16 protein-coding genes are annotated in these 23,069 nt (G+C 67.0%); 11 read left to right on the top strand and 5 right to left on the bottom strand.

Annotation, left to right across the window (positions count from 1 at the left end; all coding sequences use genetic code 11):
• Positions 1-53: 53 nt before the first annotated feature.
• Complete coding sequence (locus tag NF699_08615; GenBank protein USU06703.1) at positions 54-347, top strand: CsbD family protein; 294 nt, start codon at positions 54-56, stop codon at positions 345-347.
• A 123-nt stretch (positions 348-470) separates the two neighbouring features.
• Here NF699_08615 and NF699_08610 read toward each other — a convergent pair whose 3' ends face one another.
• Positions 471-1,067, bottom strand: coding sequence for a DUF4142 domain-containing protein (locus tag NF699_08610; protein USU06702.1), 597 nt, complete (start codon positions 1,065-1,067; stop codon positions 471-473).
• Positions 1,068-1,189: 122 nt separating this feature from the next.
• Between NF699_08610 and NF699_08605 the strand changes: the two genes are divergently transcribed.
• The 9 genes from NF699_08605 (at position 1,190) to NF699_08565 (ending at position 12,390) form a co-directional block, all read left to right on the top strand.
• Positions 1,190-1,600, top strand: a complete 411-nt coding sequence (locus NF699_08605; GenBank protein USU06701.1) for a DUF3597 domain-containing protein — start codon at positions 1,190-1,192, stop codon at positions 1,598-1,600.
• Positions 1,601-1,814: 214 nt separating this feature from the next.
• Positions 1,815-3,449 (top strand): TldD/PmbA family protein, encoded by a 1,635-nt coding sequence (locus tag NF699_08600; protein USU06700.1) that lies wholly within the window; start codon positions 1,815-1,817, stop codon positions 3,447-3,449.
• Between the two features lie 12 nt (positions 3,450-3,461).
• A complete protein-coding gene (locus NF699_08595; protein USU06699.1) occupies positions 3,462-4,796 on the top strand; it encodes a TldD/PmbA family protein in 1,335 nt (444 codons plus the stop codon).
• Positions 4,797-4,891: 95 nt separating this feature from the next.
• Positions 4,892-5,587, top strand: a complete 696-nt coding sequence (locus tag NF699_08590; protein USU06698.1) for a DUF4159 domain-containing protein — start codon at positions 4,892-4,894, stop codon at positions 5,585-5,587.
• 7 nt (positions 5,588-5,594) lie between these two features.
• Positions 5,595-6,581, top strand: coding sequence for a MoxR family ATPase (locus tag NF699_08585; protein USU06697.1), 987 nt, complete (start codon positions 5,595-5,597; stop codon positions 6,579-6,581).
• Positions 6,574-7,446 (top strand): DUF58 domain-containing protein, encoded by an 873-nt coding sequence (locus NF699_08580; GenBank protein ID USU06696.1) that lies wholly within the window; start codon positions 6,574-6,576, stop codon positions 7,444-7,446. The genes NF699_08585 and NF699_08580 overlap by 8 nt, the downstream gene beginning before the upstream one ends.
• Positions 7,443-8,552: a BatA domain-containing protein gene (locus NF699_08575; protein USU06695.1), complete on the top strand. Its 1,110-nt coding sequence runs from the start codon at positions 7,443-7,445 to the stop codon at positions 8,550-8,552. The genes NF699_08580 and NF699_08575 overlap by 4 nt, the downstream gene beginning before the upstream one ends.
• Entirely contained in the window at positions 8,549-10,669 is a 2,121-nt protein-coding gene (locus tag NF699_08570) for a DUF4175 domain-containing protein (protein ID USU06694.1), read from the top strand. The genes NF699_08575 and NF699_08570 overlap by 4 nt, the downstream gene beginning before the upstream one ends.
• Positions 10,666-12,390 carry a carboxypeptidase regulatory-like domain-containing protein gene (locus tag NF699_08565; protein USU06693.1) on the top strand — a complete coding sequence of 575 codons (1,725 nt, stop codon included), beginning with the start codon at positions 10,666-10,668 and terminating at the stop codon, positions 12,388-12,390. The genes NF699_08570 and NF699_08565 overlap by 4 nt, the downstream gene beginning before the upstream one ends.
• Here the strand turns inward: NF699_08565 and NF699_08560 are convergent.
• From NF699_08560 to NF699_08545, 4 genes are all read right to left on the bottom strand, one after another.
• Positions 12,387-14,993 carry an EAL domain-containing protein gene (locus NF699_08560; GenBank protein USU06692.1) on the bottom strand — a complete coding sequence of 869 codons (2,607 nt, stop codon included), beginning with the start codon at positions 14,991-14,993 and terminating at the stop codon, positions 12,387-12,389. The two genes, NF699_08565 and NF699_08560, sit on opposite strands and share 4 nt — an antisense overlap.
• A 67-nt stretch (positions 14,994-15,060) precedes the next feature.
• Positions 15,061-16,533 carry a tryptophan 7-halogenase gene (locus NF699_08555; protein USU06691.1) on the bottom strand — a complete coding sequence of 491 codons (1,473 nt, stop codon included), beginning with the start codon at positions 16,531-16,533 and terminating at the stop codon, positions 15,061-15,063.
• A complete protein-coding gene (locus NF699_08550; protein USU06690.1) occupies positions 16,530-17,972 on the bottom strand; it encodes a tryptophan 7-halogenase in 1,443 nt (480 codons plus the stop codon). Before NF699_08550 ends, NF699_08555 begins: the two co-directional genes overlap by 4 nt.
• The gene (locus NF699_08545) at positions 17,969-19,408 is read right to left on the bottom strand and encodes a tryptophan 7-halogenase (protein USU06689.1); all 1,440 of its coding nucleotides are present in this window, start codon (positions 19,406-19,408) and stop codon (positions 17,969-17,971) included. Before NF699_08545 ends, NF699_08550 begins: the two co-directional genes overlap by 4 nt.
• Before the next feature lie 280 nt (positions 19,409-19,688).
• On the opposite strand from NF699_08545, the gene NF699_08540 reads away from it, so the two are divergent.
• Entirely contained in the window at positions 19,689-23,033 is a 3,345-nt protein-coding gene (locus tag NF699_08540) for a TonB-dependent receptor (protein USU06688.1), read from the top strand.
• The last annotated feature ends 36 nt before the right edge of the window (positions 23,034-23,069 follow it).

Raw genomic sequence — 23,069 nt, 5'->3', positions numbered from 1 at the left:
ACTGTGGGCCTTCGGTGCGTTGACCGGCGCAGTCATTTCACAGGAGAAACGTTATGAACCAGGATCAGATCGAGGGCACGGCCACGGACCTCACCGGCAAGGTCAAGGAAACGATCGGCAATGCGTTCGGCGATACGGAAACGCAGAACGCCGGCGTGGCCGACCAGCTGAGCGGCAAGGTGCAGAAGACGATCGGCGATACCAAGGAAACCGTCGCCGCCGCCGCTGCTCCGCTCGCGGACAAGGCCCGCAAGTTCGCGAACGACCGCCCCTGGACCGCCGCCGCGCTTGCCGGTGTCGTCGGGCTGGCGATCCTCAACACGTTGCGCGGCAAGAAGTCGGCGTAACCGTTCGCAGCCGATACAAAAAAATGGGGGCGTCGGTTTCGACCGGCGCCCCCTTTTTCGTCTTCGGCCCTTACCCTCACGTCGCGGCGGAAGGGTAAGGGCGATCGTTATTGGATCGGGCGCTTAGGACTTCAGTCCCTTCGCCATGTTCAGATGTGCCGCCACCGTCGGCGCAAGCCCGCTGGCGAAGGTCTTCAGCGCGGGCACATCGCCGGTCGCGCCATAGGCCTTCAGTGCGTCGAGCGTCTGCTGATGGCCGGACTGCTGCGCGGCGATATACGCCGTGTCGAAGTCGGCGCCCTTCTTGGCCTTCAGCGCATCGACCGTCGCCTGTTGCTCTGCGTTCAGCGCCGGATCGGGCGTGATCGCCGGCGTCAGGCCCGCCGTGGTCGCCTTCAGCTTGTCGGTCGACGTCGTATGCGCGGCGATCATCTGGTTGGCGTACTTCTTCACCGCGGCGGAATTGCTGTTGTCGAGCGCCAGCTTCGATGTGGCGATCTCGAAGGCGTCGCTGGCGGCGGCCGTGTTGGCGAAGACCTGACCGCCGGTGGCCGGCGCCGTCATGTTGGCATCGGCCGCACCCACGTTGCCCGCGTCGAACGCCGCGCCGTCATTGGTCGCGAGGGTCGTATCGGTGGTGCCGGCGGTGTCCGTCTTCTGCCCGCAGGCGGCGAGCGCCAGTGCCGACGCCGACAGGATCACCATGGTTTTATTCAACATTTTCGTCTCCCTAGCTGCGGCGTCCTCAACGTATCGGCCCCGCCACCCGTTCCGCCGTCGCAACGGGAGCGTTCCGGCGCGCCCGACGTTGGCGCATGGTTCGGTTCGACAGGAGAACGACGTTGAGTATTTTCGGCAATATCATGGGCAAGATCTTCGGCCATAAGAAGGACGCGCCTGCCGCGCCGCAGCAGCCGCCGCAGACCACGCAAGCCGCACCGGCCCCGGCACCCACGCCTGCGCCAGCCCCAACCCCTGCGGCAGCGCCCACCCAATCGGTGGACGTCGGCGCAGTGCTGTCCGAAATGGCTGCGATGAAGAACGGCGGCGGCAATTATCAATCGTCGATCGTCGACTTGCTGAAGCTGCTCGACCTGGATTCCAGCCTCGCCGCGCGCAAGGAACTGGGTCAGGAACTCGGCGTCCACGCCGGTGACGACGGCAGCGCAGAACAGAATATCGCCCTCCACAAGGCGGTAATGGCGAAGCTCGCGGAGAATGGCGGCATCGTGCCGGACAGCCTGCGCAACTGATCATTTCTCTCTTCACTCCATCATCCCGGCGTTCGCCGGGATGATGGAGCGATTGGGACCGGCCCAGCGGCGTCAGTCGGACGCAAAGGCACCTTGACCGATCCCCCGGTCCAAGCAATGATCGGTGTATGAGGCGGGCAAGTCGCTCGCCTCGCATCATCTTGGCGCTCACGGCAAACATGCCGGCCAGCGTCCATCCGGGGGGACGACAGCCTTGCATAGACGCGATTTCCTGGCCGCAACCGGCCTGGCGCTCGGAGGCGGCGTGGTGCCGTCCTTCCTCGGTCGCGCGATCGCGGCGGAAGAACTGCAATCGACCATCGACGTTGCCGTCAAGAAACGGCTCGCGGATGCTGCGCTCAACGCCGCCAAATCGGCGGGCGCGACGTACTGCGATGTCCGCGTCGGCCGCTACATGCGCCAGTTCGTCATCACCCGCGAAGCGAACGTGCAGAACGTCGTCAACACGGAATCGCTCGGCACCGGCGTCCGCGTCATCGCCGACGGGGCGTGGGGCTTCTCCGCGACCAACGACATGACGCCCGAAGCGGTTGCCAAGGCGGCGCAGCTGGCGGTCGCCATCGCCAAGGCGAACGCCAAGACGCAGACCGCGCCTGTCCAGCTCGCCCCCACGCCCGGCGTCGGCGAAGTCAGCTGGAAGACGCCGATCGTCAAGAACGCGATGGCGGTGCCGATCAAGGACAAGGTCGACCTGCTGCTCGGCGTCAACGCCGCCGCGCAGGGTGCGGGCGCGAACTTCGTCAATTCGATGCTGTTCGTAGTCAACGAACAGAAGTATTTCGCCAGCACCGACGGATCGTACATCGATCAGGACGTCCACCGCATCTGGGCGCCGATGACCGCGACCGCGATTGACAAGACCACCGGCAAGTTCCGCACCCGCGAAGGGCTGTCGGCACCGATGGGGATGGGCTTCGAGTATCTCGACGGCAATGCCAAGGACAAGTTCGTCTCGCCCAACGGCGTCGTCAACTACGGCCTGTCCTACGACATGAAGGAGGACGCGATCGCGGCCGCCAAACAGGCGGTCGCAAAGCTGAAGGCACCATCGGTCAAGCCGGGCAAATACGATCTCGTCCTCGACCCCTCGCACACCTGGCTGACGATCCACGAAAGCGTCGGCCATCCGCTCGAGCTCGACCGCGTGCTCGGCTACGAGGCCAATTATGCCGGCACCAGCTTCGTCACGCTCGACAAGGTCAAGGAGCGGTTCCAGTACGGCAGCGCCAACGTCAACATCGTCGCCGACAAGCTGCAACCCGGCAGCCTGGGCGCGGTCGGTTACGACGACGAGGGCGTGAAGACCAAGAAATGGGACCTGATCCGCGATGGCAAGCTCGTCGATCTGGAGGCGATCCGCGACCAGGCGAAGCTGCTCGGCAAAACCGCGTCCGACGGCTGTTGCTATGCCGACAGCTGGTCGAGCGTGCAGTTCCAGCGCATGCCCAACGTCAGCCTCGAACCCGGCAAGAAGAAGCAGAGCGTCGCCGACATGATCGGCGGTGTCGAGAACGGCATCTATATCGTCGGCGACGGCAGCTTCTCGATCGACCAGCAGCGTTACAACGCGCAGTTCGGCGGGCAGCTGTTCTACGAAATCAAAAACGGCAAGATCACGCAGCAGATCGAGGACGTCGCCTACCAGATCCGCACGCCGGAATTCTGGAATGCCTGCGTCGGCGTCTGCGATGCCAGCGATTACCGGATGGGGGGCAGTTTCTTCGACGGCAAGGGCCAGCCGTCGCAGGTGTCGACGGTGAGCCACGGGTCCTCGACCGCGCGCTTCAACGGCATCAACGTCATCAACACCGCCCGTTCGCTCGGCTGAGGAGACAGGATCATGGCAATCTTCACCGAAGAACAGGCACGCGCCATTCTGACCAAGTGCGTCGCGCTGTCGAAGGCAGACGAATGTATCGCCGAACTGACCGGTTCGGTCGACGGCAACATCCGTTTCGCGCTGAACAACATCTCGACCAGCGGCATCGTGTCGAACACCGATCTCGCGGTGCAGGTCGCGTTCGGCAAGCGCGTCGGCACCGCGACGATCAACGCGTTCGACGATGCGTCACTGGAGCGCGTCGTCCGCCGGGCGGAGGAGCTCGCCCGCCTTGCGCCCGAGAACCCTGAGTTCGTCCCCGCAGTCGGCAAGCAGGCGTACAAGGCGACGCCGACGTTCAGCCAGACGACGGCGGACATCACGCCGGAGTATCGCGCCAAGGTGGCGGGCGATTCGATCGCCGCGTGCAAGGCGCAGAAGCTGATCGCCGCGGGTTTCCTACAGGACGGCCAGAGCTTCGTCGCCTTCGCCAATTCCAAGGGCAATTTCGGCTACCAGCGGGCGTCCGGTGTCGACTACACCTGCACCGTGCGTAGCGAGGATGGCCGTGGGTCGGGCTGGGTCGGCCGCAACGTGCAGGACGTGAACACCTTCTCGGCTGGCACCGATGTTCGTACCGCGGCGCGCAAGGCGGCGGGGTCGGTCGACGCCCGCGCGCTGGAGCCGGGCAAGTATACCGTCATCCTCGAACCCGCCGCCGCAGCCGGGCTTATCGGCTTCATGTTCAACTTCTTCGGTGCGCGCGAGGCCGATGAAGGCCGCAGCTTCCTGTCGAAGAAGGGCGGCGGCAACAAGATCGGCGAGCAGGTCTTCGATCCGCGCGTCAACATCTACGCCGATCCCAATCACCCGGACGTGCCGGCATTGCCATGGGACAGCAACGGCCTGCCGCGTACGCGCATGCAGATCGTCCAGAACGGGAAGATCGCGAACCTCGATTACTCGCGCTACTGGGCGCAGAAGCAGGGCAAGCCTGCGACGCCGGAACCGGGCAATATCATCATGGAGGGCGGCACCAAGTCGACCGCCGACCTGGTGCGCGGCACGCAGAAGGGCATTCTGGTCACGCGGACGTGGTACATCCGCATGGTCGATCCGCAGACCGTCCTGCTCACCGGCCTGACCCGCGACGGGACCTTCTATATCGAGAACGGCGAGATCAGATATCCGTTGAAGAACTTCCGTTTCAACGAAAGCCCGGTGATCATGCTGAACAACATCGATGAACTGGGCAAGCCGGTGCGGGTTAAGGGCGACGAGGGCGACACGTTGATGATGCTGCCGCCGATGCGGCTGCGGGACTTCACGTTCACGTCGCTGTCGGACGCGGTGTAGTTGGTGGCGCTCACCCTCACCCTGCGCCGCCTTCGGCGTCTTCTCCCTCTCCCGGCGGGAGAGGGAGGGAGCGGCGTAGCCGCGGAAGGGTGAGGGTGAACCGGCAGGAGTTTCTGCGCGCGAGCATCGCTACGCTTGCTGCTACATTCATTCCCCGCGCCGCCGCTGCGGCAGGAGCCTACGACTTCTGGTTCACGCGGCTGCGCTACGACAGTGGCGACTGGGACGTCGACCAGCGCATGCCGAGCAACCTGCTGACGTCGCTGGTCGATTACACCAATCTGCGCATCGACCCGAAGGAACGCGTCGTCGCGCTGTCAGACCCCAAGATGCTGACCGCGCCCTTCTGCTACATGGCGGGGCATCGCCTGGTGGAGTTCAACGCAGCCGAACGCCGCAATTTCGAACGCTACGTCCGAAGCGGCGGCTTCGTGCTGGTCGACGATTGCAACCACGATATCGACGGCCTGTTCGCGCAGAGTTTCGAACGGCAGATGCGCGCCATCTTCGGGCCGAAGGCGCTCGCGAAGCTGCCGCCGAAGCACCCGATCTACACCAGCTTCTTCAAGTTCGACGGGCCGCCCAACACCGGCTTCGAATTGAACGGCTGGGGCGACGACCTCGTCCACGATTACCTGAAGGGCATCACGATCGATGGCCGCCTCGGCTTGCTGTACAGTAACAAGGATTACGGGTGCGAATGGGACTACGACTGGCGCAACAAACGCTTCCTCGCGCAGGACAATACGAAGTTCGGCGTCAACATCGTGATGTACGCGCTCAATTCGTGAGGACCGCATGACCGAAGCAGACATCGAGGCCCAGCTGTCCAAGCTCACCGATCTGCGCGCCGCGATCGGGCAGGCGATCGTCGGGCAGGCGGCGGTGGTCGAGCAGTTGCTGATCGGCCTGATCGCCGGCGGCCATTGCCTGCTGGAGGGCGTGCCGGGGCTCGGCAAGACACTGCTGGTGCGCTCGCTCGGCGAGGCGCTCCACCTCGATTTCCGCCGTGTGCAGTTCACGCCCGATCTGATGCCGAGCGACATCCTCGGCACGGAATTGCTGGAAGAGGATCACGGCACCGGCAAGCGCCACTTCCGCTTCCAACAGGGGCCGGTCTTCACCAACCTGCTGCTGGCGGACGAACTCAATCGCACGCCGCCCAAGACGCAGGCAGCGCTGCTGGAGGCGATGCAGGAACGCACCGTCAGCTATGGCGGCACGACCTATACGCTGCCGAAGCCGTTCTTCGTCCTCGCGACGCAGAATCCGATCGAGCAGGCCGGCACCTATCCGCTGCCCGAGGCGCAGCTCGACCGCTTCCTGCTACACGTGCGGCTCGATTATCCGTCGGAAGCCGAGGAGCGCGACATTCTTGCGGCGACCACCGGCAGCGGCTTTGCACAGGTGCCGCGGGTGATGGACGGCGAGGATGTGCTGGCCATCCAAGCGCTGGTGCGCGACGTCCACCTCAGTTCCGACCTGGTCGACTGGATCACGCGGCTGGTGCGCGCCACGCGTCCGGGTGCGTCGATGCCCGAGACGCTGCGCAGCTACGTCCGCTGGGGTGCCGGCCCGCGCGCCAGCCAGTCGCTGGTCCTTGCCGCCAAGGCACGCGCGCTGCTGCAAGGCCGGCTTGCGGCGACGCGCGAGGATGTCGCTGCGCTCGCCGCGCCGGTGTTGCGCCACCGCCTGATCCTCGCGTTCGCCGCCGAAGCCGATGGCGTCAGCCCCGATGCCGTCGTCGACCGCCTGCTCGCCGCCGTCCGGGGACCCGGTGCCTGACCTGTTGCCGGCGGACGTCCGCCACCGATTGAAGGGACTGACCATCGTCGCCCGCCGCGCGATCGGCGACCGCGGGCTGGGCTTGCATACCAGTCGCGCGCGCGGGTCGGGCCTCGAATTTGCGCAATATCGTCCCTACGAACAGGGTGACGAGCCGCGCCAGATCGACTGGAAGCTCTACGGCCGATCGGACAAGTTCTTCGTGCGGGAAGCGGAGCGCGAAAGCCCGGTCGCTCTGTGGATCCTGCTCGACGCCAGCGCATCGATGAATCAGGCGGACGCGACCGGCCGCCGAATGGATGCCGCCAAGGGCATCGCCGCCGCGCTCGTCGAGCTGGCGCTGGCGCAGGGCGACCGGTTCGCGCTAGCGACGCTGCGCGCAACGGGACTGGACCTGATCCCCGCAGCCGGTGGCGCCCGCCAGCGCGACCGGGCTCATCTGGCGCTGCATGGGATCGACGCCAGCGGACGCTTCCCCGCCGACACGTTGCTGGCACCGATCTGGGACCGGATCGGCGCGCGCGACATGGTTGCGATCCTGTCCGACTGGTTCGACCCGGCCTGCCTCGATCTCGCGCGCAAGCTGGCCGCCGCGGGCCGGGAGGTGCTGGCGATCCAGATCCTCACCGTCACCGAACGCGATTTCGCGCTGGATGGCGGTTACCGCTTTCGCGATCCCGAAACCGGTGAGGAATTGCTCGGCGATGCCGCGGCGTTGCGTGCGGAGTATCTCGCCCGCTTCGGCGCGGCACAGGCCGACCTCGCCGCCGCACTCGTTACCGCGGGCATCCGCTACGCTACACTGGTCCTCGACCAGCCGCTCGACACGCCGTTGCAGACACTGTTCGGACGGAGCCAACGGTGACCCTGCTCCTTCCCCTCGGCCTCGCGGCGCTCGCGAGCGTGTTGCTGCCGCTGCTGATTCATCTCGCCCGCCGTACCGAACAGCGCCCGACCGACTTTGCGGCGCTGCGCTGGCTCAGCCAGAAGCCACGACCGCGTCATCGACCACGGTTCGACGAGCGGCTGCTGCTGGCGACGCGATTGCTGCTTCTCGTGGCCGTTGCGCTGGTGCTGGCGCAACCGGTTCTCTCCGACGTCGATGCCGCGATGCCGGTGATCGCTGTCGCGCCCGGTGCGGACATCCCCCCGCCGTCGGCAGCACGCCGCATCTGGCTCGCGCCCGGCTTTCCCGCCGTGGATACCCCGCCGCCCACCGGTCGGCAGCCGATCGCCAGCCTGATCCGTCAGCTCGATGCCGAACTGCCGCCGAAGACGCGGCTGACGATCGTCGTACCGCGCCTGTTCGACGGTGCCGACGCCGAGCGGCCGACGCTGTCGCGAACCGTGACGTGGCGGATCGCGGGTGACGGCAGGGGCAGTGCCGCGGCCGTGCCTGCTGCCCCCCCGGCGTTGCGATACGATCCGGCCCATCCCGGCGCCCGCTACCTTGCCGCCGCGATCCGCGCGCTAGGCGGAACGGACATCGGCTACCGATCCGTGGCGGTGCAGGGGGGAGCGGCGGGCCGCGCTCTCATCTGGCTGGGTGCCGGCCCGATACCCCGCAGCATCATCGAGCATATCGAGGCCGATGAAACCATCCTCGTCTCACCCGACGCGATCGTTCCGGCCGGCGCCACCGTCCCCGTCTGGCGTGATACCATGAGTGCGCCGCTCGTCGACATGCAGCCCCTTGGCAAGGGGCGCCTCCTTCGTTTCACCCGTGCGCTCTCCCCTGCCGCGATGCCGCAGCTGCTCGATCCCGACTTTCCCCGCCGGCTCGTCGCGCTGTTCGTCCGTCCGCCGGAGCCGGCGCGCGTCGCGGCGAAAGCCTATGCCCCACAAGCCGGAGGGCTGGCGCCGACCCCTCCCGCCCGGCCGCTCTCGCCATGGCTCGCCGTCACCGTTGCAGCGCTGTTCGTCATCGAACGCTGGCTCGCCACGCGCGCCGGACGGGCCCCCGCACCATGAGCGCAGATCCCCGCATCGCGCCCTGGACGCGCCCGACCCGCCTGCGGGCATGGCGCCGGGACGCCGCGACCGGCGTGCCGCTCGTCATCCTGCTTGCGGCGATCGGCTGGCGACTGTCCGGTCCCGCCACCGCCGTCACGCTGCTGATCGTTGGCCTCGTCGCACTGGCAACGGTAGCGCACCTTCGGGCGCGGCGCTTCGACCGCCGCTGGCTGATCGCCGCGCTCGACGCGACGCGCCGCGATCTGGAGGACAGCAGCGACCTCCTGTTCGCCGATCCTGCCACGCTCACCCCGCTTCAGCGTGTCCAGCGCGGCCGTATCGCCGCCCGCGTCGACGCCGCTTCCATCCCGGCGCTGGATGCGCCGCGCGGCCTGTGGCCGATCGCCGCGATCGTGTGCGCCAGCCTGACCGCGACGGCCGCGATCCTGCTGTGGCCGCAGCACCCCGGCGCCTCGCTTGTGCCGGCGCGAGAGGGACTGCCGGTCTTGCCCGGCGTTCCCCGTCTCACCGCCCTGGCGATCGAGGTCGCGCCGCCAGCCTATACCGGCTTGCCGCCACGCCTGCTCGGGATGCTGGATGCACGCATCCCGGCGGGCTCGCGCGTGAGCTGGACGCTGCGGTTCATGCCCGAGCCGCGCGGTGCGGTGCTGGCGACGGTCGGTCGCCCGGCGATACCGCTGGTCCGTGACCGCGGCGACTGGGTCGCGAGCCATCGCGCCGACACGCCCTTGCTCTACCGCGTCACCGCCATGGGTGCCGAGCGGGCGGGTGTTCCTCCGCTCCACCGGATCGACACGATCGCCGATCGCCTGCCGCAGGTTCGAGTCGCGATGCCGCGCACGCCGCTGACCCTGCTGATGCCCGGTCAGCTCAGCGCCCCGATCGCGTTCGTCGCTACCGACGATTACGCGGTCAGCGCCACCGCCCGGCTGCGCATCGTCGTCGCTCAGGGGGAGGGGGAGAACGTCCGCTTCTCCGAACGGATGCTGACCGTCAGTGGCAGTGGCGCACCCCGCGAGCGGCGTTTCACTGCGCAATTGAATTTTGCCGCATTGGGCTTCGTAGAACCCGGCGATATCGTCGCGCAGCTGATCGTCAGCGACACTCGCACTCCCTCGCCGCAGGAGGTGCGCGGCCCCAGCATCATCCTGCGTCGCCAGCCCGCCGTGGCGGCGCAAGGCGGCGGGCTCGAAGCGATGACCCGCCGCGTCATGCCCGCCTATTTCCGCAGCCAGCGGCAGATCATCATCGATACCGAGGCGCTGCTCAACGAACGACCGCGCCCGCCGGCCGACCGCTTCCTATCGCGATCCGATGCGATCGGCGCAGACCAGCGCCTGCTCCGCATGCGCTACGGCCAGTTCATGGGGGAGGAGACGGGCGGCGGCGCGACCAACGTCATGCCGACCAACGACGAGGAGGAGGGCGCGGCGCATGCTACCGCTGCCGCGCCGACCGATGGGCATGATCATGCCGAGCCTGCACCGGCGGCAGGGTTCGGCGCGGCGGAGGATGTCACCGCCGAATACGGCCACACCCACGATGAATCGGAGGCCGCGACGCTGCTCGACCCCGGCACGCGCGCGACGCTGCGTCAGGCGCTGGACAACATGTGGCAATCCGAACGCGCATTGCGTCAGGGGGACCCAAAGGCGGCGTTGCCCTATGCCTATAAGGCGCTGCGCTTCATCAAGCAGGTGCAGCAGGCGACGCGCATCTTTCTGGCGCGGACCGGCTCCGACCTGCCTGCGATAGACATGGCGCGGCGGATGACCGGCGATCGCGGCGCGATGGGTAACCGTATGTTGCCGACCGCCGCCGCCGATCCGATAGACCCCACTCCTGCCGCGATCTGGCGCGCGCTCGACGGGCCGCGGCGGGACGCTGCGCTCGACGCCCTGACCCGATGGATGCGCACCGGGGGCAGCCGTATTCCCGATCCGCTCGTGCTGGCGGGCGCGATCGATACGCTTCGTCGCCAGCCGGACTGCACACGCTGCCGCGACGCCCTGCGCAGCGCCTTGTGGCAGGCGTTGCCGCGTCCGGCACCCGGCCTTGCCCGCCGCAACGCCGGCGACGCGGTCGCGCGCCGCTATCTGGATGCCCTGCCATGACGCCGGACCGGATTGCCGCTACTCTGCTGTCGCTCGCCGTCGCCATCGCTTGGGTGCGATTGTGGCTGTGGCGGCGGCGCGCGACGGTTCAAGGTCCGGCGTGGCGATTGGCAGTGCTGGGACTGATGCAGATCGCGGTGGCGGGTTTGCTGTACCTCACCCTGTTCGGGTCGACCGCAGCGAACACGACAAAGACGCTGGTCGTCGCGACGGAAGGCGCGCCGCGTTTCGTATCGACGCGCGCTGGCGAGACGCTGGTGGCGCTGCCGGAGGCGGGGAACGTAGCCGGCGCGATCCGGCAACCCGATCTGGGCACCGCGCTGCGACGCCATCCGGGTGCGACGGCGATCCGCGTCGTCGGCAGCGGCTTGGTCGCCCGCGACCGGGTCGCCGCCGCGGCGGTCACGCTGCGCTACGTAGCGCCACCGCAGCGCCGCGGCCTCGTCGCGCTCGTTCCGCCGCCGCCGGTTGCCCCCGGTCAGCGCTTCGCCGTGGCCGCCCGGGTGGAGGGCGGGGCCGCGGCGACGTTGCTCGACCCGGCCGGGCGCGTAGTCGATACCGCCCGGCCTGCGGCGGACGGCAGCGTCGTCCTGCACGGCACTGCGCGCGTCGCAGGCGAGGCATTGTTCGCGTTACGCCTGTCCGACGAGACGAGCGCCGCCGTGCCGCTCGTCACGGGTCCGGTGGCGCCCGCCCGCGCGCTGATCCTTGCCGGGGCCCCGGGGCCCGAGGTGAAGTTTCTGCGCCGCTGGGCCGCTGATGCGGGTGTCGCGGCGCAGACGCAGGTCGCCGTCGGCGGCGGGCTGACGCTGGGCGAGCCGCCGGCGAGCTATGCGGGCTATGATATCGCCATCCTCGACGATCGCATGTGGGCGGGGCTCGGATACGGCGCGCGCGCGGCGCTAGCGCAGGCGGTGCGCGGCGGCATGGGACTGGTCGTCCGGGTCACCGGACCCGTGGCGAAGGGGTGGCAGGTGCTGGGTCTCGCCACCGGCGGCGGTTCCGCCGTCGTGCCGCTGCGCCTGCCGCCGGCGGCGCCCGGCAAGGCCGCGCTGGCGGCCCGCCGCGGTCCGGGTACGCGCGACGCGCCCGCCTCGATCGCCGCACCGCTGGGCGAGGTGCCCGAACTCACCCGGCTCGCCACATCGATCAGCGGCGTTCCGCTGCTCCGCGACGTGCGCGGCACGCCGTTCGCCGGCTGGCGAAACGTCGGTCGCGGCCGGGTCGCGCTCGTCACGCTTCTCGACAGCTTCGCCCTCGCGACCAGCGGCAACGGCGACGCGCATGCCGACATCTGGAATGCGATCGCCTCGACCGTCGGCCGGGGCACGCCTGCTGCGGACATCCGGATCGACCCGCTAGCGTGGGCGGGGGAGCGCGTCGCGATCTGTGCAACCGGCGGACCTGTCGGTGTCGTCGCGCCGGACGGCACTCGCACCGTGCCGGTGCCGGACCCCGCTGCCGCAGGCTGCGCCGCATATTGGCCCGTCCATGCCGGCTGGCATCGCGCCGGCGTCACGCCCTTCTACGTCCATCCGGCCGGTGCCTTGCCGGCCTTGCGCGCCGCGAGCCGTCGCGAGGCAACGCTCGCGCTGGCAGGAGATCGCCGGCCCAGCGAGTTGGCGTCGCCGGAACAGGAACGTCGGCCCTCCTGGCGATGGTTCATCGCGTTCCTGATCACAGCGGGCGCATTGTGGTGGTTCGAACGCCGACGCGCCTAGCGCCAGTCGCCTTGCGCGATCCGGTAGGCCTGGTGCAGCGCCGCGGGAACCGCCGCACCCGGCACGCTGCGCCCGAAGAGATAGCCCTGCGCCATATCGCACCCCTGCGCCAGCAGGTGTCGAGCCTGCGGGACGGTTTCCACTCCTTCGGCCACCACCGTCATACCCAGACGGTGCCCGAGCGCGACGACCGCATCGATGATCGCCGCGTCGCCCGCATCCCGGTCGAGATGGCTGACGAAGCTCTTGTCGATCTTGATCGTGTGGACCGGGAACGCCTTCAGGTGCGTCAGCGAGGCATAGCCCGTGCCGAAATCGTCCAGCGCAATATGCACGCCGGCGCGGTTGAACGTTTCCAGCGTGCTCGCAACGCATTCGGCGCCACGTCCGACGAATACGGTCTCGGTCACTTCCAGCTCCAGCCGCTCGGGCGGCAGCCCGGCCCGCACGAGCCGACCGAGGATGCGGTCCGCCAGATCCTCGCGGCGGAACTCGGCCGGAGACAGGTTGAACGCGATCCGGCCGAATTCGATGCCCTCGTCCAGCCAGCGCCGCATATCGCCGACGATCCCCGCCAGCATCCGCTCGCTGAGGCCGACGGCGAGTTCCAGATCCTCGAACGCCGCGGCGATCATCGCCGGAACCTGCGGGCCGAGCAAGGGATGCTGCCAGCGTAGCAACGCTTCGAACCCACAGACCTTGCCGGTGCCCAGTGCGACCTTCGGCTGATAGAAGGGCATTATCCGGTCGTCGCGCACCGCATCACGGGCGATGCTGAGCATCGACGACCGGCGTTGCAGGTCCGCCCGCATATAGGGCTGGAACGTCATCAGCCCGCCACGCTGCTGGTCCTTGGCGGCGTAGAGCGCGATGTCGGCGGATTTGAGCAATTCGGCGGCGGTGGCACCATCCGCCGGGAACAGCGACCCGCCCGCGGTGGCCTGACAGTCGAGGATACGGCCATCGTGCGCCAGGGGTTCGCGCACCCGGCGCAACGCTGCCTTGACGCGGTCGAGCACCACCGCCGGATCGTCGCTGCCGGCGATGACCGCCGCGAATTCGTCGCCGCCCAGCCGTGCGAGCGTACAGTCGTTTCCCAGCGCCCCGCGCAGACGGTCGCCGAACGTCCTCAGCACGACGTCGCCGGCATCGTGGCCGACGGTATCGTTCGTCTCTTTCAGATGATCGACGTCGAACAGCACCAGCGCCAGGCTGTCGCCGGTGGCCGTCGCCCGCACGATCGCGGATTCGAGCCGGTCGCCGAATGCGGCACGATTGGGCAAGCCGGTCAGCGTATCGTGAAGCGCGGCGAAGCGGATGCGGTCCTCCGCGGTCCGCTCTTCGGTGACGTCGCGGGTGGTGACCAGCACGCGGCTGAGCCGTCCCGATGGCGCCTCGATCCGCCAGCCACCGGTCTTGATCCAGCGTTCCTCGCCGGTGTCGGCGCGGTGGATGCGCAGCATCGTCTCGAACCGGTGGTTGCCGTCGCCGGCCTCCACCGCTGACACCAGCGCCTGCAACCGGTGCCGATCCTCGGGGATCACCAGCGCCAGCGCGGTGGCGACGGTAGCCGGGGTTTCGAGCGGCAGGCCCAGCATCGCCTTGAATTCGTCGGACCATTCGCGACGATTACCCAACGCGTCATAGTCCCAGATGCCCAGTCCTGCGGCATGCGCGGCGAGCCGGAAGCGTTCTTCGCTTTCGCGCAGCGCCCGCTCGGCCAGCTTGCGGTCGTGGATATCCTCCAGCGTACCGTACCACCGGACGGCGGCTCCGGTATCATCCAGCCTGGCCGTGGCCCGGGAGCGGAACCACCGGTACTCGCCGGCGGGCGTCCGCAGGCGATATTCCAGATCGACTGCTTCCCCGCTCGCGATCGCGTCGCTCCAGGCAGCTGCGGTCCGCGCGGCATCGTCGGGATGGAGGGCAGCGAGCCATTGCTCTCCCATCGCATGCCGTGGATCGTTGCCGGTAACTTCCGTCCAGCGTGAGCTCACCGCATCGATCTGCCCGTTGGCGCGTGCGGTCCAGCTGATCTGCGGATTGAGTTCTACCGTGTAGCGATAATGCTCCTCGCTCTCGCGCAATTCCGCCTCCGCAAAGCGCCTTGCGGTGATGTCCTGCGCGATGGTGATCGTCGATGTGGCGGTGCCGTTCGCATCGCAGACGAACGACACGTTGATCCCGCACCAGATGACGGTGCCGTCGGGATGCACGATCCGGGTCTCGATCGCGAAGGGCATCGACCGTGCCATGTGCTCGGCATGCAAACGCTGCACGCGCGCGAGGTCGTCGGGGTGGATCAGTTCCTCGATCGGCAGACCGGAAAGCTGTGCCGCGTTGCGGCCGGCCAGCTGGCAAAAACGGTCGTTGACCGACAGCACCCGTCGCTGCCGGTCGCGGTGGAGCAGCCCGATCCGCGCCTGGCTGAGCACGCCGCCCAGCGGAGGGGTACGGTCTTCGAACGCTGCGATCGCAGTCAGCGCACGCATCACCGTATCGTCATCGGCGGCATCGGAATAGCCGGGCCCGAACGTATCGTCCCGTTCGAAACCACGCTCTCCCAATCGATCCACCCCCACCCCTTTCAGGTCGAATTCCATGGCGCGGGTTTGGGTGGAGCGGCTTAAATATGTGTAACAAAACCAATTCGGGTGTTTGGAGGCCGTGTTAACCCGCCATCGGCATCTGCTGCGCCATGGCGGCATAGTCCCCGCGCATCCGCCGCAGCGCTCCTGCGACGCGTTCGGTATCGAGCGCATCGACCACGGGGTCGTAGCCATCGGGGATGATACCCTGACCCAGCATCACCGCGACCCAGCTCGGGATGGCGAACAGCTCGTCGTCGTAGCGGAAGATGCGGCCCTTTTCGCGAAACAGCGCGATCTTGCGGGTGAGCGTGTCCGGCAGCGGCATGGTGCGGACGTATCGCCAGAATGGCGTATCGTCGCGCATCGTCGCGGCATAATGCAGGATGATGAAGTCGCGGATGGCGACATATTGGTCGCTCATCAGGCGATTGTATTCGTCGCGCTCGATGTCGGTGAACCGCATGTCGGGGAAGAGCCCGAACAGCTTCGAGAGGCCGGTCTGGATCAGATGGATGCTCGTCGATTCGAGCGGTTCGAGAAATCCGCCCGCCAGTCCGAGCGCGACGACGTTCCCCTTCCACATCTGCGCCCGCCGTCCGGCCTTGAACCGCAGCTGGCGCGCCGGCGCGGTCGGTCGGGAGTCGAGATGCGCCATGAGCACCCGCTCGGCTTCCGCATCGTCGGTAAAGGCGCTCGCATAGACGTGGCCGTTGCCGGTGCGATGCTGCAACGGGATCCGCCATTGCCAGCCCGCACCATGTGCGGTCGCGCGCGTATACGGAAGCAGCGGCGCGCTGCGTTCGGTCGGCACCGCCAACGCGCGGTCGCACGGCAGCCAATGCGACCAGTCCTCGAACGACACGCCCATCGTCTCGCCGAGCAGCATGCTGCGAAAGCCCGAGCAATCGATGAACAGGTCGCCCTCGACCCGGCGGTCACCCTCCAGCCGGACGGCGGTGACGTGACCGTGCTCGTCCTGCTCGACCCCGACGATCCGCCCTTCGACACGAACCGCGCCCTGCGCTTCGGCACGGCTGCGCAGGAAACCGGCATAGAGACCCGCATCGAAATGATAGGCATATTCCAGCCCGGACAAGGGCGAACGTGGATCGGGCGAGGGCGGGGCGAAGCGATGCGCGCGCGCCGCCACCGCCGACATCGCATAATCCTCGATGCTGCCGATCCCTGCCTCATGGCGCAGCTTCAACCATAACTGATGGAAATTCAGCCCTTCGATATCGCGGCCGTGGGTGCCGAACGGGTGGATGTAGCGGTCGCGCCCGTCGGTCCAGCCGACGAACTCGATGCCCAGCTTCGGCGTGCCGCCAGTCGCGCGCAGGAACTCCGCCTCGTCGATTCCCAATCGTGCATTGAAACCGCGGATCGGCGGGATGGTCGCCTCGCCAACGCCAACCGTGCCGATCGCATCCGATTCGATGAGCGTGATCGTCCGCCGTCCGTCGTCGAGGAACCGCGCCGCCGCGGCTGCCGCCATCCATCCGGCAGTGCCGCCGCCTACGATCACCACCCGTCCGATCGGTTCGCCGCTCATCGTGTTTCTCGCATCATCGCCGCCAGATACGCGGGATAGGGGGGCAGTTGGCCGGGCAGCGATGCGACCGCGGCGCGCAATTGGGCAAGAGACGCCGTGGCGCTTGCGCGCGGAATGGACAGCGCCACTGGATCGTGCCGCACCGGTCGCAGACCAAGGCCGATCAGCGCCTGTCGCCATTGTACGCGCGGTACCATCTCCTCTTCCAGCGGCGGCAGCGTGCCGCGCTGACCGAATTGCGCCAGCGCGGTGGCAAGCTCGTCCGGTGCCGCCCGGGTCCGCATCGCATGCCAGAAATCGCCGCTACGGCGGGTGCCCGCCAGATAAAAGGCTGCGATATAGGCGTGAATCCTGTCCGCCCGCAGCGTGGCCCGACGATTGTATTCGGCGATCAGCAGCGGTTCGCTTGTCCGCGCCGGCATGAGTTCCAGCGCCAGTGACAGGTTCGACAGCGCGAGCGGTAGCCCCCACCAGCCGAGCGGCCCTGTCGCTACTGCTGCATCGCCCAGCGCCAGCACGTTGCCCGCGTACGGCTGCGCCCGGCGACGCGCCCGCACCACGATCCGTTCACCATCGCCGAACTGTCGCCGGGCCCGCGCGTCGGTCGTCGTCGCGCTGGAATACGCGAATGCCGCCAGCGTCTGCGTGCCCGATGGCCAGCGTGCGGCCCACCCCCTGCCCGTTACCTCGTACCGATCGACCGGTGAGGGGCGTGCACCCTCGACCTTCAGCAACAACCGGTCAACCGACAGGCTGTCGCTCCAGTCGATCCATCGCGTGTCCGGCGGTGCGAGCAGCGCGGCGGGGCCGCTTGCGTCGACGAACAGGTCGGCGGTCCAGCGCGTGCCGCCGGCCTCGATCGCGGCGATCGTATCGCCGGCCCGCTCAACGGCGATGGAGACGACGGGAGCGACGCGGATCCGCGCCGCGGCAGCGATCTGCGCGAACACCTGAGTCGCCTTCGCGCCGTCCAGTCGCAGATGATAGTCGATGCAGGACAGCAGAGATCGGGGATCGTCGACCGGATGGACGAACCGCTCCGCCTCGGCGAGCACGGCACCAGGCACCAATGCGCCGAACGCCCCTTCGCCATGGGTCAGCCAGAGCTGGTGCAGCGCCGCTCCGGCAAGCGATGGCACACCCTCGCCATCGCCAATCGCGAACGGGTCGCCGCCCCATGCGAAGCGTTCGCCCACGCGATGCGTCGCGGCACCGGATGCGATCAGCGCCGTCTCGTCCACGCCCATCTGGGCGAGCATCGCAATCGCGTCCGGCCCGATCGCGGGCAATCGATCGGCCAACGCATCAGGGGGCGGGGGCAGGGGGAGCAACGTCACTTCGGCACCCGGCAAAGCGCGTGCGAAGCCGATCGCTGCGCACCAGCCGGTCGGGCCGCCGCCGATCACGACGATCCGGCGCAGGGCTTCGCGCCGATTCACGCGGCGGCAGCCAGATAGGCTGCGTGGTCGGGCATGCCCGACACCGTGGCGGCGATACCGTCGTGCAGGGCCGTCATCGCCCGATCCAGCGCCGCCGCGTCGGGAAGGTCGGCGCGCGGGTCCCAACCTTCGGGCACTACGCCTTGACCCAGATAGACCGCGATCCAGCTCGGCTCGAGGAACAGTCCGTGCCGATATTGCGATACCTGTGCCGTCTGCCGCCACAGCGCCATCTTTTCGGCGAGGCTGGCGGGGATCGCCATCGTCCGCACATGATTCCAGAATGGCGAATCGTCACGCCGGGTCGCGTGATAGTGCAGGATCAGGAAATCGCGGATCCGGTCGTATTCGCCATCGACCAGAGCGTTGAACCCGTCGCGATCCGTGTTCGTCACCCGGATGTTCGGGAAATGCTCGATCAACTGCGTAATCGCCATCTGCACCAGATAGATGCTGGTCGATTCGAGCGGTTCGAGGAACCCGGACGCGAGCCCCACGGCCAATACGTTGCCGACCCAGCTGCGCCGCCGCCGCCCGGCGCGAAAGCGCAACAGTCGCGGGTCCGCGAGCGGTCGTCCTTCCATCGACCCGACCAGCGTGTCCATGGCGTCGGTGTCGGACAGAAAGGCGCTGGCATAGACGTATCCATTGCCGACCCGGTGGGTGAGGGGGATACGCCAACGCCATCCGGCCGGCATCGCGGTGGCGCGGGTGTACGGCTCGATGCCGCCCTCCGGTGATGCGCACGGCGCGGCAACCGCGCGGTCGCAGGGCAGCCAGTGCGACCAGTCCTCCCATGCCTCGTCCATCGTGCCGCCGATCAACAGGGCGCGAAAGCCCGAACAATCGATGAAAAGGTCGCCTTCGATCCGGCTCCCGTCGGTAAGCACTATGGCGGTAACGTCGCCGTTTTCCGGATGCCGTTCGACCGTCGCCACCGTACCCTCGGTCCGCACCGCCCCCCTGGCCTCGGCATGCGCGCGCAGGAACGGCGCGAACCGCGTCGCGTCGAATTGATAGGCATAGCCATAACTGTTCGCGAGATCGTCCGGATCGTCGCCGGGTCTGGCGAAACGGTGATCCGCAGCCGCGGCAACGCCCAGCGAAAAGGCGCCGATCGGAGGAATGGTGGCCTCTCGGTCGCGCCGCAACCAATAATGGTGGAAGCCGACGCCGGCGAGCGGCCGCCCATAGGTGCCGAACGGATGGATGTAGCGTTCGCCGATCGCACCGAAATCGCGGAATTCGATGCCGAGCTTGAACGTCGCGTTGGTCGCGGCCATGAACGCGGCCTCGTCGATCCCCAGCCGGGTTACGAAAGCACGCAGATGCGGCAGCGTCGCCTCGCCGACGCCGACGATGCCGATCTCCGCCGACTCGACCAGATGGACCCGGGCCGCGCCCGGAATCAGCGTGGCGAGGGCGGCTGCCGTCATCCATCCCGCTGTGCCGCCACCCACCACGACGACCCTGATGCGATGGTTTGCCTCCACATCCACTCCCCCGCGGCCGGGCCGGAGCGGCCGTACCTGTTGCAGGAAAGCCTACCTCATCGAATACTTATATCAAGTTGCGATATTTCTGCTTGTGACAAGATTTGGGTCGGGATACGACGCGATCATACAGGGCGGGCACTCAAGCTCGTGAGCATACGGCGACAGATCTTCCGGCTTGTACCGGAGGACGGTCTCGGGATGAGGACTGAAAGGGGTAGACATGATCGTTCGTGACACGCGTCGGGAGGGCCGCACCAAATTGCGCGACCTCAGCATCGGTGTATCCGCCCTTGCCATGCTGTGCGCGGCGCAACCCGCACTTGCCTGGACGGTCCCGCAGGATAGCGCGACACCGACCAAGCCGGTGACCGGCGGGTCGCAGGGCACCACGTCTGGTACCACCGGCGTCGATACCGGCACCGGCGCCACCGCGACCGACCAGGCGGGCGCAACCACCGGCACGTCGGGCAGTTCGCAGGACGGTGCGGTCACACCGCCCGAGACCGAGCGGGACGAGATCGTCGTCACCGGCGTCCGCCAGAGCCTCGCCACCGCGCAGAACATCAAGAAGAACAGTGACACCGTCGTCGACGCGATCACAGCGCAGGATATCGGTGCGCTGCCCGATCGCTCGGTCAACGAGGCGCTCCAGCGCGTCCCCGGCGTCGCGATCAGTCGCTTCGCAGCGCCCAATGATTCGCAGCACTTCTCGGTCGAGGGCTCGGGCGTCGTCATCCGCGGCCTCAGCTATGTGCGTGGCGAATTCAACGGCCGCGATACCTTTGCGGTGTCGGGCGGTCGCGAGATCGGCTTCAACGACGTACCGAGCGAACTGATCGGTTCTGTCGAGGTGTTCAAGAACCTGACCGCCGACCTGATCGAAGGCGGTATCTCCGGCACCGTCAACATCAACACCCGCAAGCCGTTCGATCAGGACCAGCGCCTGATCTACCTGTCGGGCAGCATGAACTGGGGCGATATGGAGCAGCGCGGCGCGCCATCCGTCGTCGGCCTCTACAGCCAACAGTGGGACACCGCCGGCGGCAGCCGCTTCGGCATCCTCGCCAGCGCCAGCTATTCGCAGCAGTACAGCCGCTCGGACTCAGTGTTCCTGTCGTCGATGCTGCCGCGCTACAACGACGATCGCAACCGCAACGGTGTCCAGGATGCCGGCGAAGGTCGCACGATCAACGCGGGTACGCCGTTCTCGTCGACGCTGTTCGATACGTTCCCGGTGCCCAATGGCGGCGTCGGCCCGGTCTATACCCCGGTCGGCGGCGGTTCACGCACCCAGTCCTTTGATCGCAAGCGAATCGGCGTGTCGGCAGCGGCGCAGTTCGAGAATGCGGCCAAGACGTTCCTGCTGACCGCGCAATATCTGCGCACAGAAGGGCAGCAGAACTGGCTGGAAAAGACGATCGAGCCGAACGTCTATTACGGCGACGTCACCACGACTTTCCCGCGCCCCGGTACCACCAACACCTATGACGCGAACGGCGTTTTCACCAGCGGATCGATCGTCAAGAATTCGGGCGCGGTGTTCGGCAATCGTGCCGACGGCAGCTATGGCGAACTGACGCAGTTCGCGCCCAATGGCATCTTCACGACCTTCTCGAATCGCGCATTCTACCAGAAAGCGACGACACAGGATTTTTCGCTCAACGCCAAGATCGACCCGACCGATCGTCTGCACATCAACCTCGACGGTCAATATGTGAAGTCGAAGTCGGTCAATCGTGACGACATCGTCGACATGGCGACCTATTCGGGTGTCGACATTGACCTGCGCGGTAAAGTGCCGCAGGTCAACCTGCGTCCCGACGGTCGTAACACCGCAGACTATTTCGGCAGCAAGGCGTCTACCTATTTCCGCGACGCCTTCAACAACCTCGCCGACAACGATGGCGACGAATATGCCTTCCGCGGCGACGTGAGCTACGACGTCAGCGAGGACAGCTTCCTGCGCAAGGTGCGGGCCGGCGGGCGTTATGCCAAGCGCGATCAGACCGTGCGGACCAACGACTACAACAATTGGGGCGCGGTGTCGGACACGTGGACCGGTGGCGGCCCCGTCGGCTTCAACGCGCTGCCCGCCAATCAGGCATCGCTGTTCGCGTACGACAATTTCTATCGCAATCAGGCGGTGCAGCCGCCCAACGCCTTTTACATCCCTGACAGCATCATGCGCGATCATGACGCCCTGACCGCGCTGCTGCGCACGGTCACCAAGGCCGGAGGCGGCAACTACACGCCGCTCGAGGACCGCGGCGCGTTGCCCGAGTATCGCAACACCGAAACGACGTGGAGCGCCTACGCCCGCGCCGACTTCGGGGTCGAGGATTTCGGCAACGGCATGAGCCTGTCGGGCAACATCGGCGTTCGCTACGTCCACACCAAGGATGAGTCGTTCGGACGATTGACGTTCCCGTCGGCAAACGACGTGTTCACGCCGGACACGCAGAACCCGCCCCGCTACACCAACCTGCAAAACTATTGCACCTATTCGATCGCGAACCCCACGCAGCAAGGGACCATCCCGGTCATCTGTACACTCACAGCGGCACAGCAGTCCGCCATTCAGGCGTTTTCAAACTACGTGCCCGGTACAACCAACGGCAACCGCGCCGAAATTGCGGCACAAAAGTTCAGCAACTGGCTTCCCAGCCTGAACGTCAAGCTGCAAGCCACCGACAAGCTGCTGTTCCGCTTTGCGGCGTCCAAGGCGATCTCGCGGCCGAACTTCGGCGATCTACGCAACTTCGTCCTCGTTTCGCCATCGGGCGCGAACGCCAGGGGCAGCTATGGCTTCCAGGCTTCGGCCCGCAACCCGTACCTCCGTCCGATCGAGGCAAAGCAGTTCGATCTGACCGCCGAATGGTATTTCGCCAAGGTAGGTTCGCTGACGGCGGCCTTCTTCTACAAAGACCTCACTAATATCATCCTGGACAATTACGGGTTCCAGCGGCCCTACACCAACAATGGCCAAACCTTCGACGTGACCGTCAACGGTCCGGCGAACGCGCCGGGCCATGGCAAGATCAAGGGCGTAGAACTAAGCTATCAGCAGACCTACGACTTTCTGCCTGGATTGCTGTCGGGCTTGGGTACGCAGGCGACCTTTACCTTCGTCGATCCCAGCAACATCCCGAACGGCGTGCCTACCAATGGCTCGGCGGATGGATCGCGCCCACCACTCGACGTGACCGGCATCTACAACAACCTGCCGCTCGCCGGTCTGTCGAAGTACAACTTCAACGTTGCCGCCTTCTATGACAAGGGCGGGATCTACACCCGCTTCGCGTATAGCTGGCGGTCGAAGTTCCTGCTGACCAACCGCGACTGCTGCTTCCCGTTCCTGCCGGTCTATGCGCTCGGCAACGGTCAGCTTGACGGATCGGTATTCCTCACGGTGAACAAAAACTTCAAGATCGGCATCGAAGCGCAGAACTTGCTCGATACGACGACGAAGACGGTGTTTCTGCTCAACCCGCAAGGCCTCACCGCCCCACGCTCCTTCTTCAAGAGCGATCGTCAGCTGTCGATCACGACGCGTCTGACGTTCTGACCCTTTCACTTTCCTCCCCCTGAAAGGGTGGAGCAC

The sequence above is a fragment of the Sphingomonadaceae bacterium OTU29LAMAA1 genome (assembly GCA_024072375.1).
Taxonomy (GTDB): Bacteria; Pseudomonadota; Alphaproteobacteria; order Sphingomonadales; family Sphingomonadaceae; genus Sphingomonas.
This window is presented reverse-complemented; position numbering and strand designations above follow the sequence as displayed.